We start from the raw sequence: 14091 nt of genomic DNA, 5'->3' as shown, positions 1-14091 counted from the left end.
CAGCCTATCCGCGACGCCGTGCGTCGACCGGGTCGATCGAACGCGGTAGACTACTCCGCGGTCGAATCGATTCGAGGTCGAGTTTTTCGACGATCGCATCCGAAGACGGCGCCGCATGCTGTCTTCTCCCACTCCACCGGCGCCCGACGATGCGCGTCTCCGGCACCACACCCCCACCAGGAACGCGCATGTCCGTCACCAGCTCCATTCCCATCATCCGGCCCGACGACACCCGGTCGACCCCCGTCGTGTCGTCGCATCCGGGTGAGCTGCTCACGAGGCGGCAGCGACTCGTGTACGTGCTCGTGCTCGGCGCGCTCACCGCGCTCGGCCCGTTCACGATCGACCTCTACCTGCCGGCGTTCCCGGTCATGCAGGCCGAGCTGGGCGTCTCTGCGACGGCCGTGCAGCTCACCCTCACCGGCACCATGATCGGCTTCGGCCTCGGCCAGCTCATCGTCGGACCGTGGAGCGACAAGGTCGGCCGACGGCTGCCGCTCATCCTCGCGACCGCGCTGCACATCGCGGCCTCGGTCGGCGCGGCGTTCGCGCCCGACATCGTGTGGCTCAGCGTGTTCCGCCTGCTGCAGGGCTTCGGTGCGGCCGCGGGCGGTGTCGTCGCCATGGCGATGGTGCGCGACCTGTTCGGCGGCAAGCCGCTCGTGCGCATGCTCTCGCGGCTCGCGCTCGTCAACGGCCTTGCACCCGTGCTCGCACCGGTGATCGGTTCGCAACTGCTCGCCGTCATGGACTGGCGCGGCGTGTTCGTCGTGCTCGCGGTCTACGGCGCCGTGGTCGTCGCCTGCGTCGCGTTCTTCATCGTCGAGACGCTGCCCGCGTCGAAGCGACACGTCGCCGGTCATTCGACGCTGCGCCAGCGGTACGCCGTGCTCTTCCGCGACCGCGTCTACCTGGGGGCCGCGCTCATCGGCGGCATGACCTTCACGGGCCTGTTCGGCTACCTCTCGACGTCGTCGTTCCTCTTCCAAGAGGTCTACGGCTTCAGCGCGCAGGAATACGGCCTGCTCTTCGGCGTGAACTCGGTCGGCGTCATCATCGGCGTGCAGACGAGCTCGCGACTGATGCGCGGACCCGTTCCACCGCAGTGGATCCTCGCCGGCACGACCACGGCGCAGTTCCTGCTGGCCGGTGCCATCATGGCGCTCGACGCCTCTGGCGCCGGGCTCTGGGGCACCCTGATCCCGCTGTGGTTCTTCATCCTCGCGTGCGGCTTCGCGTTCCCCGCGGTGCAGGTGCTCGCCCTCGCGCACCACGGCGCCGAGGCCGGCACGGCTGCATCGCTGCTCGGTGCGCTGAACTTCGGCCTCGCGGGCGCCATTTCTCCGCTCATCGGCCTCATGGGCGTCGGCAGCGCGGTGCCGATGGCGTTCGTCATGGCGCTCGCCGCGCTGGTGGCGATCGTCGCGTTGTGGGCGCTCGTGCGGCCGCGATCGGTTCCTGCGCTCAGCGACTGAAACGGCGAGCGGATGTCGCGGGGAATGACGCAGCCCGTGTGCCGGGGCATCCGTTCATGCCTTTCGGGTGCGCGCCCCGATAGCGTGAGGGCATGACCGAACGCGACGACCGCGCGACGCAGTTCCGACGACACGGGTGGCGAGGGCCGCTCGCCATCGGCATCGCGTCGCTCGTCGCCGCGGTGCTGCTCGGCCTGGCGATCACGTACGGGTCGGCCGGTCTCATCGTGGCCGTCGATGAGGCGTGGGCCGCCGTGATGGTGAGTGTGCGCGGGCCGGCGGGCGACGTGTTCGCGTACTTCATGAACTTCATCGGTGGCGGCCGGGTCGCGGTCTTCCTCGTGCCGGTCGGCACCGCCGTCGCGCTGCTCGTCGCGCGCCGGCCCTGGGCCGCGGGGTACTTCATCGTGGGCTCGGCGGCGAGCGCGGGAGTCGTGCAACTGTTGAAGAACTCCTTCGACCGCGCGCGCCCCGACGACATGATCGTCGCCTCCGACTTCGGGTCGTTCCCATCGGGACACGTGGCAAACGCAGCGACGATCGCAGTGGCGTTCGGCGTGATCTTCCCGCGCGTGTGGGTGTGGGTGCTCGGCGCCGTCTACACGGTGCTCATGGCGCTCAGCAGAACGTACCTCGGCGCGCACTGGCTCTCAGACACGATCGGCGGTGCGCTCGTCGGTGCGGGTGTCGCGCTCGTGCTGTGGGCCGCGTTCGCGGTGCCGCTCGAGCGCGAACGGCACGCGAGAACTGAGCGCGTCTCGGCGCGCAAGAACGCTCATGCGCAGCCGCGGGCCACGCCGCCGGTGCGGTGATCGCCCGAACGGTCGATCCCTGGGGGGCGCGAGCGTGGCGGGCTCAGAGCCGGTGCAGCTTCTTCTCGTCGGGCTGTTCGATGCCCTCCCAGCCGCGACGGGTGGGTCGTCCGGGGCGCGCCGCGTCGCGCGACCGGTAGACGATGTACGGGCGGAACAGGTACCCCACCGGTGCCGAGAACACGTGCACCAGCCGCGTGAACGGCCAGAGCGCGAACAATGCCGTCGCGAGCAGCACATGGATCTGGAACATCAGCGGCACGTCGACCATGAGCTCGGGCTGCGGCTGCAGCAGGATGAGGCTCCGGACCCACGGGCCGACCGTGCCACGGTACTCGTACCCGGGCCCGAACACCTGGAACATGATCGTCGCGATCGAGCCGAAGACCAGCGTCGCGCCGAGCAGCGCGTACATGACCTTGTCCATGACGGTCGTCGCCAGGAACACGGCACCCGTCGTGCGACGTCGGTACACGAGGATCGCGAGCCCGGCCACCGTGAAGACGGCGGCGATCGTGCCGAGCGTCGTCGCCCCGAGGTGGTAGATGTGCTCATCGATGCCGATCGCGTACAGCCACTCCCGGGGAATCAGCAGCCCGATCACGTGCCCGGCGAGCACGAACAGGATGCCGAGGTGGAACATCGGCGAGCCCCAGCGCAGCAGCCGGTTCTCGTACACCTGGCTCGACCGGGTGGTCCAGCCGAACTGGTCGTAGCGGTAGCGCCAGATGTGGCCGACCACGAACACGGCGAATGCCGCGTACGGAAAGGCGACCCACAGCAGGATGTCGAGCGCGTTCACACCCGCACCTCCTCGTTCGCGGCCCCACCCGGGGCGAATGGTGCGAGGTTGCCGAGGAACGTCGGCGCGCCGAAGCTGAGGCCGACCGTCTCGGTGGGCGGACCCTCGTTCACGAGCGCGAGCACCCGGTCGCGCGCGGCCTCGTCGATCTCGGGCAGCGAGAGGCACACGGCCTCGACGACTCGCGCCCACGGGCTCTGCTGCGCGAGGAGTGCGGCCCGAAGCACCTCGATGCCGTCGCGATGCGCCGCGAGCAGCTGCTCGGCGACGGGCGAGTCGCTGACGGCCGAGAACTCGAGCACCGCCGGCAGGAAGTCGGGCAGCTCGTCGGCGTCGAACTCCCAGCCTGCGGCGCGATACGCATCCAAGAACGTCACCAGCGCAGTTCCGCGCTTGCGGGTGTCGCCCGCCGCGTAGTAGCTGAGGTACAGGCAGCACTTGCGTTTCAGGTCGAACGTCACGACGTAGTCCTGCGCGAGCTGCTCAGGCCCCGCGGCATCTGCTGCCTCGATGAAGGCCGTGAATGCCGCCTCGATCGGTGCAGGCAGTCCGGCGACGGATGCCGCGAGCTGCGGCATCCGCTCATGGAATGCCCCGTCGGGGTAGTCGAGCAGCAGCGACGCGATCATGTGCGCCCGCGCGCGTTGCTCGGCGGTCAGGGTGACGGGCTGCAGCGGCTCGGGCATGTTGCGCAGCTGGATCTGCGGCGGCATCCGAGGGCTCGACCTGGGGGTCATGGCTCATCCTTCCCGGTCGGCGGGAAGAGCCCGGGCGGTGCGCCGTTGCCATCCCAGTTGAGCAGGTTCACCCGGCCGGGGGTCGACGGCCGGTCGGCCGTCTGACGGTCTTTCAGCACGTGGAAGTTCTCGACCGCCACGGGCACCTCGCCGCCGCTGGCGGCGCCGAACGGGCCCCCGCCGCCCATGCCCGGCCCGCCGTCGTAGTCGAGCGAGCACGCGAGCTCCTCGAGCTGCGCGGCCTGCTCGGTGTGCGCGCTCGGGATGACGTAGCGGTCTTCGTACTTCGCGATCGCGAGCAGGCGGTACATCTCCTCGATCTCGGTGCCGGTCATGTCGACCGCGTTCGCGATCTCCTCGTCGCGCCCTTCGTCGAGGTTGATGCCCCGCATGTACGACCGCATCGCGGCGAGGCGACGCAGCACGCCCTCGACCGGGGCGACGTCGCCCGCCGTGAAGAGCCCGGCGAGGTACTCGATCGGAATGCGCAGCTTGTCGATCGCGGCGAACAGGGTCGGTGCGTCCTCGCCGTCGTTGCCCGAGCTCGCCACGACGTCGACGACGGGCGAGAGCGGCGGGATGTACCAGACCATCGGCATCGTGCGGTACTCGGGGTGCAGCGGCAGGGCGACCTTGTAGTCGTTGATGAGCCGCCAGATCGGGCTGGCCTGGGCCGCCTCGATCCAGTCCTCGGGGATGCCCTCTGCGCGCGCCGCCTCGACCACGGCCGGGTCGTGCGGGTCGAGGAACACCGAGCGCTGCGCGTCGAGCAGATCCTTCTCGTCTTTCACAGCTGCGGCTGTGGCGACCTGGTCGGCGTCGTAGAGCACGAGCCCGAGGTACCGCAGCCGGCCCACGCACGTCTCGGAGCACACCGTCGGCAGCCCCACCTCGAGGCGCGGGTAGCAGAGCGTGCACTTCTCGGCTTTGCCGGTCTTGTGGTTGAAGTAGACCTTCTTGTAGGGGCATCCGGTCACGCACATGCGCCAGCCGCGGCACGCGTCTTGATCGACGAGCACGATGCCGTCTTCGACGCGCTTGTACATGGCGCCAGAGGGGCACGACGCGACGCACGACGGGTTCAGGCAGTGCTCGCAGATGCGCGGCAGGTAGAACATGAAGGTCTGCTCGAACTCGGATGCCACGTGCTCGGACATGTGCTTCAGGATCGGGTCGTCGTGCATGGTCTCGCCTGAGCCGCCGAGGTTGTCGTCCCAGTTCGCCGACCACTCGATCTTCATGTCGCGGCCGTCGAGCAGGCTCTTCGGCTTCGCCACCGGAGTGTGCTCGCCCGCGGGGGCGTTCAGCAGCATGTCGTACTCGTAGGTCCACGGCTCGTAGTAGTCGTGGATCTCGGGCAGCTTCGGGTTCGAGAAGATGCGCGCGAACTTCGAGAGACGTCCGCCCGCCTTGAGGCTCAGCCGGCCGCGCTTGTTGCGCACCCAGCCGCCCTGCCACTTCTCCTGGTCTTCATAGCCGCGCGGGTAGCCGATGCCCGGCCTCGTCTCGACGTTGTTGAACCACACGTACTCGACACCTGACCGGTTGGTCCACGCCTGCTTGCAGGTGACGCTGCAAGTGTGGCATCCGATGCACTTGTCGAGGTTCATCACCATCGACATCTGGGCCATGACCTTCATCAGACTGCACCCCTCATCAGACCGCGTTCTCTCATCAGTACGTGACCTCCTGGCTGCGCCGCCGTATCACGGTGACCTCGTCTCTCTGGTTGCCGGTCGGCCCCAGGTAGTTGAAGGCGAACGAGAGCTGGGCGTAGCCGCCGATGAGGTGGCTCGGTTTCAGGAGCACCCGGGTCAGCGAGTTGTGGATGCCGCCGCGCAGGCCGCTCGTCTCGGTGCGCGGCACATCGACCGTGCGGTCCTTCGCGTGGTACATGAACACCGTGCCCTCTGGCATTCGGTGCGACACGATCGCTCGGGCGACGACGACGCCGTTGCGGTTGTACGACTCGATCCACTCGTTGTCGCGCACGCCGATCTTCGCGGCATCCTGCGGGCTCATCCAGATCGTCGGGCCGCCGCGCGAGAGCGAGAGCATGAACAGGTTGTCTTGGTACTCCGAGTGGATCGACCACTTCGAGTGCGGCGTGAGATAGCGCACCGCGACCTCGGCGTGGCCCTCCGACCCGGGTGCGCCGGTGGGCTCCGTCGAGCCGACGCGCGCATCGCCGTAGAGCCGGTGCAGGTCGAGCGGTGGACGGTAGACGGGAAGGTTCTCGCCGAGCTCTGCCATCCAGTCGTGGTCGAGGAAGAAGTGCATGCGGCCCGTGAGGGTGTGCCAGGGCTTCTTGTGCTCGACGTTCACGGTGAACGCGCTGTAGCGGCGGCCGCCGTGCTCCGAGCCCGACCACTCGGGCGACGTGATCACGCTGACGGGGCGCGACTGCACGTCGGGGAACGTGATGCGCGAGCCCTCGTGGTCGACGGCGAGGCTCGCGAGTTCCTGCCCCGTGCGCTGCTCGAGCTGGCGGAAGCCCTGCACCGCGAGCCGGCCGTTGGTCGTGCCTGACAGGGCGAGGATCAGCTCGCACGCCCGCGCATCGGTGTCGAGGCGCACGGCTCCGATGTTCGGCCCCGACGTGACGACGCCGTTCGACGCCTTGAGCTGTTCGACCTCGGGCGTCGGGTCGAAGGTGACGCCCTTCGTCACCATGCCGAGCTTGGTCGTGAGCGGGCCGAGCGAGCCGAGCCGTGCCGCCAGCGCCGGGTAGTCGCGTTCGACGACCACGAGCTTGGGCATCGTCACGCCCGGCACGAGCGGCGCGTCGTCGCGCACGGTGCCGTGCGGGGTCGCCATCGCATCGGGCGTGTCATGCATCAGTGGCACGGCCACGAGGTCGTGCCGCACGCCGAGGTGCTCGACGGCCATCTCGCTCATGCGCGCGGCGATCGTGTGGAAGATGTCGAAGTCGGTCTTCGTCTGCCACGGAGGTTTGATGGCGGGGTTGAACGAGTGCACGAAGGGGTGCATGTCGGTCGACGACAGGTCGTACTTCTCGTACCAGGTGGCCGCGGGGAACACGATGTCGCTGAACAGCGTCGTCGAGGTCATGCGGAAGTCGGTCGTGACGAGCAGGTCGAGCTTGCCGATCGGGGCGTCGTCGCGCCATCGGATGTCGCGTGGCCGGCGATCGCCCTCTGCCTCGGGTGCCCGCACCGCGGCATCGGTGCCGAGCAGGTGCTTCAGGAAGTACTCGTTGCCCTTGCCCGAGGAGCCGAGGATGTTCGCGCGCCACACGTTGAGCACGCGCGGGAAGTTCTCTGGAGCATCGGGGTCTTCGACCGAGTAGTGCAGGGTGCCGTCATTGAGGCTGTCGATGACGTATTGCGCGGGTTCTGCGCCCGCGGCCCTCGCCTCGTCGACGAGATCGAGCGGGTTGCGGTCGAAGGTGGGGTAGCTCGGCATCCAGCCGCGCTTGGTCGATTCGACGAGGCAGTCGGCGGTGGTGCGGCCGGCGAAGAGGCCCTTCGCCAGCGGTGACGCGAGCTGGTCGGCCGGCAGCCCGTCATAACGCCACTGGTCGGTGGCGAGATACCAGAACGCGGTACCGATCATGTTGCGTGCGGGCCGCACCCAGTCGGCCGCGCTCGAGTACTGGTTGTAGCCCGTGAGCGGGCGCACCTTCTCCTGGCCGACGTAGTGCGCCCAGCCGCCGCCGTTCACGCCCTGGCATCCGGTCATCGTGGTGAGCGCGAGGAACGTGCGGTAGATCGTGTCGGAGTGGAACCAGTGGTTCGTGCCCGCGCCCATCAGGATCATCGACCGACCGCCCGATCGCTCGGCGTTGTCGGCGAACTCGCGGCCGATGCGCTCGGCCTTCTCGGCGGGCACGCTGGTGATCTCCTCCTGCCAGGCGGGTGTGCCGGGGGAGCTCGCGTCGTCGTAGCCGGTCGGCCACTCGCCGGGGAGGCCCTCGCGACCGACGCCGTACTGCGCGAGCAGCAGGTCGAACACCGTCGTCACCGTCGTGCCCTCGACGGTGGCCACGGGCACGCCGCGACGCACCGAACCCGCGCCTCCCTCGTGCTCGGCGCCCGGCTCGGGCGCGACGTCGAAGCGCGGCAGGTCGACGGCGACGGATGCCCCGCGCCACACTGCTCCGTCGCTGATCGAGAGCAGCGGGTCGACGTCGCCGAGGTCGAGGTTCCAGAGGCCCTCGTCGTCGGGGCCGAAGCGATGGCCGAGCGATCCGTTCGGCACGACCGGTTCGCTCTGCTGATTGAGCACCACCGTCTTGAACGACGCATTGGCCACCTTGGCCCCGAAACCGCCGAGGTCGGCGGCGGTGAGGAACTTGCCCGGCACCCACGCGTCACCGCGCTCTTCGAGGGCGATCAGGTACGGGGCATCCGCAAACTGCTTGAGGTAGCTCGCGAAGCGCGGCGTGCGCCGGTCGACGAGGAACTCCTTCAGGATCACGTGGCCCATCGCCATCGCGAGCGCACCGTCGGTGCCGGGATGCGGGGCGAGCCACTCGTCGGCGAACTTCGTGTTATCGGCGTAGTCGGGCGAGACCGTGATGACCTTCTGGCCTCGGTAGCGGGCCTCGGTCATGAAATGCGCGTCGGGCGTGCGGGTCACGGGCACGTTCGAGCCCCACATCATGAGGTAGCTCGCGTTCCACCAGTCGGCCGACTCGGGCACGTCGGTCTGGTCGCCGAACACCTGCGGGCTGGCGACGGGCAGGTCGGCGTACCAGTCGTAGAACGACTGCATGGTGCCGCCGATGAGGTTCATGAACCGCGCGCCGACGCCGTGCGACACCATCGACATCGCCGGGATCGGCGAGAACCCGGCGACCCGGTCGGGGCCGTACCGCTTGATGGTGTGCACGTGCGCGGCGGCGACGATCTCGGCCGCCTCGTCCCAGGTGGCGCGCACGAGCCCGCCCTTGCCGCGGGCGCGCCGGTAGCGAGCGGATGCCTCGGGGTCGGCCGTGAGCTCGGCCCACGCGAGCACGGGGTCGCCCAGACGCTCCTTCGCCTCGCGGTACATCGCGAGCAGCGTGCCGCGGATGTACGGGTACCGAACGCGCGTGGGCGAATACGTGTACCAGCTGAAGGCGGCGCCTCTGGGGCATCCGCGTGGTTCGTACTCGGGGGAGTCGGGACCGACCGACGGGTAGTCGGTCTGCTGAGTCTCCCACGTGATGATGCCGTCTTTCACGTACACCTTCCACGAGCATGAGCCCGTGCAGTTCACGCCGTGGGTGGAGCGCACGACCTTGTCGTGCGACCACCGGTCGCGGTAGAAGATGTCGCCCTGCCGCCCGCCCTCGAGGAACAGTGAGCGCATGTCCTCCGAGACCTCGCCGCGTCTCAGGAATCGCCCCATCCTCAGCAGGGAGTCGGCGAGTGGGCCGTCGTTCGCGGGTTGGCTCGAAGTGCTCGGCGCGTGGCTCACGGGGCCTCCCTGAACGGGCGGCGGGTGTCACCGGGAACTTCGGCGTCACCGGCCGCGGTCTTCGCCCCATTATGCCCATCGGGCGAGGGCCTCGGAAGGCGCGCCGCCCGGTCGCGCGCGAACCGGTGCGAAAAACCCCGCCGACGATGCTGGCGGAGCACGAATCGCGCCGATATGGTCGCACCAGCAGCGCGGCCGAACGATTTCGCACAGCGAGGGGGCAACATGACGGCGACTTCGACGCAACCTCGACGCACCGAGCTGCGAGGCCAGTTCGGCCAGGTGCTGCTGGCGACCCTCGCCTCGACGATCGGCTTCTGGGCGTGGATGCTGATCGCGCCGCTGCAGCAGACGTATGCGACCGAGATGGGACTCGACGAGGGGCAGATCTCGCTCATGCTCGCCATGCCGGTGCTGGTCGGTGCACTCGGTCGCATCGTCGTCGGCGCACTCACCGACCGCTTCGGCGGGCGGAAGATGTTCACCTTCGTGCTGCTCGCCTCGGTGCCGCCGGTGCTGCTTGTCGCCCTCGCCGGCATCCTGAAGAGCTTTCCGCTGCTGATGGTGGCCGGCTTCGTACTCGGCGTGGCCGGCACGATCTTCGCGGTCGGCGTGCCGTTCTCGAGCGCCTGGTACGAGCCGAGGCGCCGGGGGTTCGCGACGGGCGTGTTCGGCATGGGCATGATCGGCACCGCGGTCTCGGCGTTCTTCACACCGCGCCTGGCCGAGAGCATCGGCTATCTGCCGACCCACCTGCTCATCGCCGCGATCATGGTGGCGACCGCGATCGTGGTGTGGCTGTTCCTGCGGGACTCGCCGGTGTGGGAACCGAGCCGCCAGCCGCTCATTCCGAAGGTCATGGGAGCATTGCGGCTGCCGATCACGTGGGAGATGTCGTTCCTCTACGCGATCGTCTTCGGCGGCTTCGTCGCCTTCTCGACCTTCTTGCCGAAGTACCTCACCACGATCTACCCCGGCGACGTCGATGCGATCGGCGCCGGCACTCGCACGGCGATGTTCGCCGTCGCGGCGGTGATCGCCCGCCCGGTCGGCGGTGTGCTCGCCGACCGCTTCGGGCCCAAGATCGTCTCACTCGTGTCGCTCGCCGGTATCGTGGCGTTCGCCTATGTCGTCGGACAGCAGCCGCCGGAGGGGGTGCTCACCGGGGTCGTCTTCATCGCGATGGCCGCAGCGATGGGGCTCGGCATGGGAGGAGTCTTCGCCTGGGTCGGCCCGTCGACGCCGAAAGACAAGGTGGGCGCGGTCACGGGAGTCGTGGCAGCGGCCGGCGGCTTGGGCGGCTACTTCCCGCCCCTGGTGATGGGCGCCACGTACAACCCCGAGACGAACTCCTATGCGCTCGGGCTGTGGCTGCTCGTGCTCGTCGGCGCGTTCGCGCTCGTCGTCGCCGGCATGCTGCGCGACGCGCGGCCCGGCTCCTGAGCGAACGGCCTAGCCTTGGTGCATGGCAGACGATGCGCAGCGCATGCGGGCGGCCGTGATCACGGTCTCCGACCGGTCGGCGAGCGGCGAGCGAGCCGATGCCTCGGGGCCGGCCGCGATCGCCCGTCTGACTGAGGCCGGGTTCGAGGCTGTGCAGGTCGCCGTGGTGCCTGATGGCGCCGCCTCGGTCGAGGGGGCGATCGCTGCGGCGCTCACGGCGGGGTTCCGCCTGGTGGTCACGACGGGTGGCACGGGCGTCGGCCCTCGCGACCTCACCCCCGAGGGCACGCGGCCCCTGCTCGCCGCCGAACTGCCCGGGGTCTCCGAGCAGATCCGCCGGCACGGGGCATCCGCCGTGCCCGCTGCCGTGCTCTCACGCGGGCTCGTCGGCATCGCCGCGCCGGCCGGCCGACCGCGCGCGGTCGTCGTGAACCTGCCCGGCTCGACGGGCGGCGTCGCCGACGGGCTCGAGGTGCTGATCCCTCTGGTGCCGCACCTGATCGCACAGCTCGACGGCGGCGATCACTGAGGCGGCGTAGCGCCGCGGGCCGTGCGCGTCAGGCCGGCTCGTCGGACGACCAGCCCTCGGCGAGGGCGGTCGCGCGTGCCGAGAGCTCGGCGAGCGAGCCGTTGCCCGCACCGACCGCGAGACCGACGACGAAAGCGCTGAGCGGGGCGGCGGGGCGTGCGACGCCGTGTGCGACGTCGCGTGCGAGGTCGAGGATCTCGCCGATGGGAACGTCGGCAGGCTCGATGCCGAGCTCGGTCGCGAGGGCGGCGAGCCACCGGTCGAGCGACTCGGGGGACTGCGACGTGTTCGGCATTCCCGCTCCTTCCGCGCGCGGTGATGGCGATGCTTCGTCAGTAGGCTCCGCCGGCGTTCTCGCGCGTTCGACATCTTGCCATGTGTCGACATCGATGGTGAGGCCGCCCGGGTCGGGGATGGTGGTCAGCGCCAGATGGTCGGCGAGTGCGCGCATCGATGCGCCGTGCGGGTCGCCGAGTTCGGCGAGCGCCCGGGCCAGCACGTCGCGTCGGTAGACGGTGGGCAACCACTGCGGTCGCCCGTCGTCGAGGCAGATGCCCTGCGTCGCGCCGGTCGTGGTGCGTGCTGCAGCGACGAGCTCGGCCGCAGCCGCGGCGGCAAGTGGCAGGTCGCACGTGAGCGCGAGCACCCAATGGTCGGCGGGTTCGGTGCGACCGGCGGTGGCGTCGGCATCGGGGTCGGTTGCAGTTGCGGTTGCGGTTTCGGGTTCGGGTTCGGCTTCACTGCGAGCGGATGCCGCGGCGTCGGCGTCGAGGCGATCGAGTGCGGCGAGCCCCGCGGCGAGGCCGGCGACGGGTCCGCCGAACGGTGGCTGTTCGCGGGCGGTGATCACCGGGGCTGTGACGAGCCCGTCGGGGCCGACCACGACCGTGCGGTGTGCGCCGACCGCGGACGCCGCATCGACCGCGATGTCGACGAGTCGTCGCGACCCGATGACGAGCTCGGCCTTCGGCGAGCCGCCGAGCCGCGACGATCTGCCCCCGGCGAGGATGATCGCATCGAACGCGAGGCCGTCGTCGCCGCCCATGGACGACCAGCTCGCGGATGAATCGCTCACACGCGGTGCCAGTCGCCCGACTTGCCGCCCGTCTTCGCCTCGAGCCGGATGCCCTCGATCGACACCGACTTGTCGATGCCCTTCACCATGTCGACGATCGCGAGGGCCGCGACCGACACGGCGGTGAACGCCTCCATCTCGACCCCGGTGCGGTCGGCCGTGCGCACCGTCGCGCTGATCGCGACACCGACGTCGTCGACGCTGAGGTCGACGACCACCCCGTGCACGCCGATGACGTGCGCGAGCGGCAGCAGCTCGGCGGTGCGTTTCGCGGCCTGGATTCCGGCGATGCGCGCGACGGCGAGCACGTCGCCCTTGGGTGCGCTGCCGTCGCGCAAGTGCGCGACGACCTCGGGGCCGCACACGACGCGTCCGGTCGCGGTGGCACTGCGAACGGTGGGGCTCTTCTGCGTCACATCGACCATGCGGGCCTCGCCGCGGGCATCGAGGTGGGTGAATGGCTGCTCGCTCATGAGGTCACCAGCATGACAGTCACGGGGTCGCCCACGCGAACCTCGTCGACCTCGGCGGGCACGATCGCGTAGCCGTCGGCGGCGGCGAGGCCCCCGACGAGGTGCGAGCCCGAGCCGCCGCTGGTCGCGGGCCGCACGCGCGGGCGGGTATCGACCGCCGATCCGGGCGGGCCCGCCTCTGCGGGCGTGACGACCGCGACCGGCATGTACTGCACCTTCGCGCGCGGCACGCGCCAGCTCTCCGCCGCGACGGCGACGATGCGCGGCCGGTGCACGTCGGCAGCCCCCTGCAGCCGCCGCAGCGCGGGCCGCACGAACGCCTCGAACGAGACGGCGGTGGCGACGGGGTTGCCCGGCAGCCCGAACACGGGGATCGGCGTCTCGTCGTCGCGCCGGAGCATCCCGAACGCCTGCGGCTTGCCGGGCTGCATCGCGATGGTGTGGAATCCGACGGTGCGCAGCTCGCCGAGGGCTGCCCTGACGACATCGTGCGCGCCGACGCTCACGCCGCCCGACAGCACGATGAGGTCGAGGCCTGCGTCGAGGCAGCGCGCGAGCTCGTCGTCGAGCACCGACTCGTCGTCGGGCACGGTCGCGATGTGCGCGACGTCGCCGCCTGCCCCGCGCACGAGCCCCGCGAGCAGCAGCGAGTTCGATTCGGGGATCTGTCCGCGTGCGAGCGGATGACCCGGGGTGACGAGTTCGCTTCCCGTCGAGACGACACCGACGCGAGGAGTCGCCTGCACCACGACCCGTGCGTGCCCCGCCGCGGCGAGGGCCGAGACGCGCGCCGCCGTGAGCCGCACCCCGGCGGCGAGTACGGGGTCGCCTGCGCGCAGGTCTTCGCCCGCGCGTCGCACGTGCGCCCCGATTCTCGGCGGCACCGAGACGATCACCGTGTCGCGGCCGGCGTCGGTGTGCTCGATGGGAACGACGGCATCGGCCGAGCTCGGCAGGGGCGCGCCCGTCATGATGTGCACCGCCTCGCCAGGGCCGATCGCAGGATCGTCGGCGCCGCCCGCGGCGACCTCGGCGACCACCCGCAGGGTCACCGGGTGCCCGGCGCTCGCCGCGGCGACGTCGGAGTGCCGCACGGCGTACCCGTCCATGGCCGAGTTGTCGAACCGCGGAATGTCGAGCCGGCTGCGCACGTCGACCGCGAGCACGCGCCCGTGGGCCGCGGTGAGCGGCTCGTCGACGGGCGCGAGCGGATGCACGGCGCCGAGCACGCGCGCGAGGTGCGCGTCGACCGTCTCGACCTCGCCGGCGCTCATCGCCGCATCGGGCACGGTCGTACCAGGCGCGGTCGTACCAGGCGCGG

At 70.2% G+C, this 14091-nt stretch carries 11 protein-coding genes; 4 read left to right on the top strand and 7 right to left on the bottom strand.

Features of this window, described 5'->3' with window-relative positions:
- Nucleotides 1-188 precede the first annotated feature (188 nt).
- Both ABD164_RS05630 and ABD164_RS05625 read left to right on the top strand, forming a co-directional pair.
- The gene (locus ABD164_RS05630) at nucleotides 189-1475 is read left to right on the top strand and encodes a multidrug effflux MFS transporter (RefSeq protein ID WP_344294311.1); all 1287 of its coding nucleotides are present in this window, start codon (nucleotides 189-191) and stop codon (nucleotides 1473-1475) included.
- A gap of 92 nt (nucleotides 1476-1567) precedes the next feature.
- Entirely contained in the window at nucleotides 1568-2287 is a 720-nt protein-coding gene (locus tag ABD164_RS05625) for a phosphatase PAP2 family protein (RefSeq protein WP_344294308.1), read from the top strand.
- A 43-nt stretch (nucleotides 2288-2330) separates the two neighbouring features.
- Here ABD164_RS05625 and narI read toward each other — a convergent pair whose 3' ends face one another.
- The 4 genes from narI to ABD164_RS05605 are packed head-to-tail and all read right to left on the bottom strand — an operon-like array spanning nucleotide 2331 to nucleotide 9181.
- On the bottom strand, nucleotides 2331-3089 hold the full coding sequence (narI, locus tag ABD164_RS05620) for a respiratory nitrate reductase subunit gamma (protein WP_344294305.1): 759 nt from the start codon (nucleotides 3087-3089) through the stop codon (nucleotides 2331-2333).
- A complete protein-coding gene (gene narJ / locus ABD164_RS05615; RefSeq protein ID WP_344294301.1) occupies nucleotides 3086-3826 on the bottom strand; it encodes a nitrate reductase molybdenum cofactor assembly chaperone in 741 nt (246 codons plus the stop codon). Before narJ ends, narI begins: the two co-directional genes overlap by 4 nt.
- Entirely contained in the window at nucleotides 3823-5466 is a 1644-nt protein-coding gene (gene narH / locus ABD164_RS05610) for a nitrate reductase subunit beta (RefSeq protein ID WP_344294299.1), read from the bottom strand. Before narH ends, narJ begins: the two co-directional genes overlap by 4 nt.
- A gap of 34 nt (nucleotides 5467-5500) precedes the next feature.
- The gene (locus ABD164_RS05605; protein ID WP_344295062.1) at nucleotides 5501-9181 is read right to left on the bottom strand and encodes a nitrate reductase subunit alpha; all 3681 of its coding nucleotides are present in this window, start codon (nucleotides 9179-9181) and stop codon (nucleotides 5501-5503) included.
- 294 nt (nucleotides 9182-9475) lie between these two features.
- On the opposite strand from ABD164_RS05605, the gene ABD164_RS05600 reads away from it, so the two are divergent.
- On the top strand, nucleotides 9476-10693 hold the full coding sequence (locus ABD164_RS05600) for an MFS transporter (protein WP_344294297.1): 1218 nt from the start codon (nucleotides 9476-9478) through the stop codon (nucleotides 10691-10693).
- Nucleotides 10694-10715: 22 nt separating this feature from the next.
- Complete coding sequence (locus ABD164_RS05595) at nucleotides 10716-11222, top strand: MogA/MoaB family molybdenum cofactor biosynthesis protein (protein WP_344294294.1); 507 nt, start codon at nucleotides 10716-10718, stop codon at nucleotides 11220-11222.
- A 28-nt stretch (nucleotides 11223-11250) separates the two neighbouring features.
- Here ABD164_RS05595 and ABD164_RS05590 read toward each other — a convergent pair whose 3' ends face one another.
- Genes ABD164_RS05590 through ABD164_RS05580 form a run of 3 tightly spaced genes read right to left on the bottom strand, consistent with a single transcriptional unit; the run spans nucleotide 11251 to nucleotide 14044 of the window.
- On the bottom strand, nucleotides 11251-12297 hold the full coding sequence (locus tag ABD164_RS05590) for a DUF6457 domain-containing protein (RefSeq protein ID WP_344294292.1): 1047 nt from the start codon (nucleotides 12295-12297) through the stop codon (nucleotides 11251-11253).
- On the bottom strand, nucleotides 12294-12770 hold the full coding sequence (gene moaC / locus ABD164_RS05585; protein WP_344294290.1) for a cyclic pyranopterin monophosphate synthase MoaC: 477 nt from the start codon (nucleotides 12768-12770) through the stop codon (nucleotides 12294-12296). The genes ABD164_RS05590 and moaC overlap by 4 nt, the downstream gene beginning before the upstream one ends.
- The gene (locus tag ABD164_RS05580; RefSeq protein WP_344294288.1) at nucleotides 12767-14044 is read right to left on the bottom strand and encodes a molybdopterin molybdotransferase MoeA; all 1278 of its coding nucleotides are present in this window, start codon (nucleotides 14042-14044) and stop codon (nucleotides 12767-12769) included. Before ABD164_RS05580 ends, moaC begins: the two co-directional genes overlap by 4 nt.
- Nucleotides 14045-14091: the final 47 nt, after the last annotated feature.

Origin of the sequence: Agromyces neolithicus (assembly GCF_039529735.1) — a bacterium.
Lineage (GTDB): Bacteria > Actinomycetota > Actinomycetes > Actinomycetales > Microbacteriaceae > Agromyces > Agromyces neolithicus.
Note: the sequence above shows the minus strand (reverse complement) of the source record. Positions and strands in the feature narration are given on the sequence as shown.

What these genes read in the sequence shown, in the direction of transcription:
- ABD164_RS05600 (WP_344294297.1), top strand. Translation starts at nt 9,476, where the DNA reads ATGACGGCGACTTCGACGCAACCTCGACGCACCGAGCTGCGAGGCCAG.
- narH (WP_344294299.1), bottom strand. Translation starts at nt 5,466, where the DNA reads ATGAAGGTCATGGCCCAGATGTCGATGGTGATGAACCTCGACAAGTGC.
- ABD164_RS05605 (WP_344295062.1), bottom strand. Translation starts at nt 9,181, where the DNA reads ATGGGGCGATTCCTGAGACGCGGCGAGGTCTCGGAGGACATGCGCTCA.
- ABD164_RS05580 (WP_344294288.1), bottom strand. Translation starts at nt 14,044, where the DNA reads ATGAGCGCCGGCGAGGTCGAGACGGTCGACGCGCACCTCGCGCGCGTG.
- ABD164_RS05630 (WP_344294311.1), top strand. Translation starts at nt 189, where the DNA reads ATGTCCGTCACCAGCTCCATTCCCATCATCCGGCCCGACGACACCCGG.
- narJ (WP_344294301.1), bottom strand. Translation starts at nt 3,826, where the DNA reads ATGACCCCCAGGTCGAGCCCTCGGATGCCGCCGCAGATCCAGCTGCGC.
- moaC (WP_344294290.1), bottom strand. Translation starts at nt 12,770, where the DNA reads ATGAGCGAGCAGCCATTCACCCACCTCGATGCCCGCGGCGAGGCCCGC.
- ABD164_RS05595 (WP_344294294.1), top strand. Translation starts at nt 10,716, where the DNA reads ATGGCAGACGATGCGCAGCGCATGCGGGCGGCCGTGATCACGGTCTCC.
- ABD164_RS05625 (WP_344294308.1), top strand. Translation starts at nt 1,568, where the DNA reads ATGACCGAACGCGACGACCGCGCGACGCAGTTCCGACGACACGGGTGG.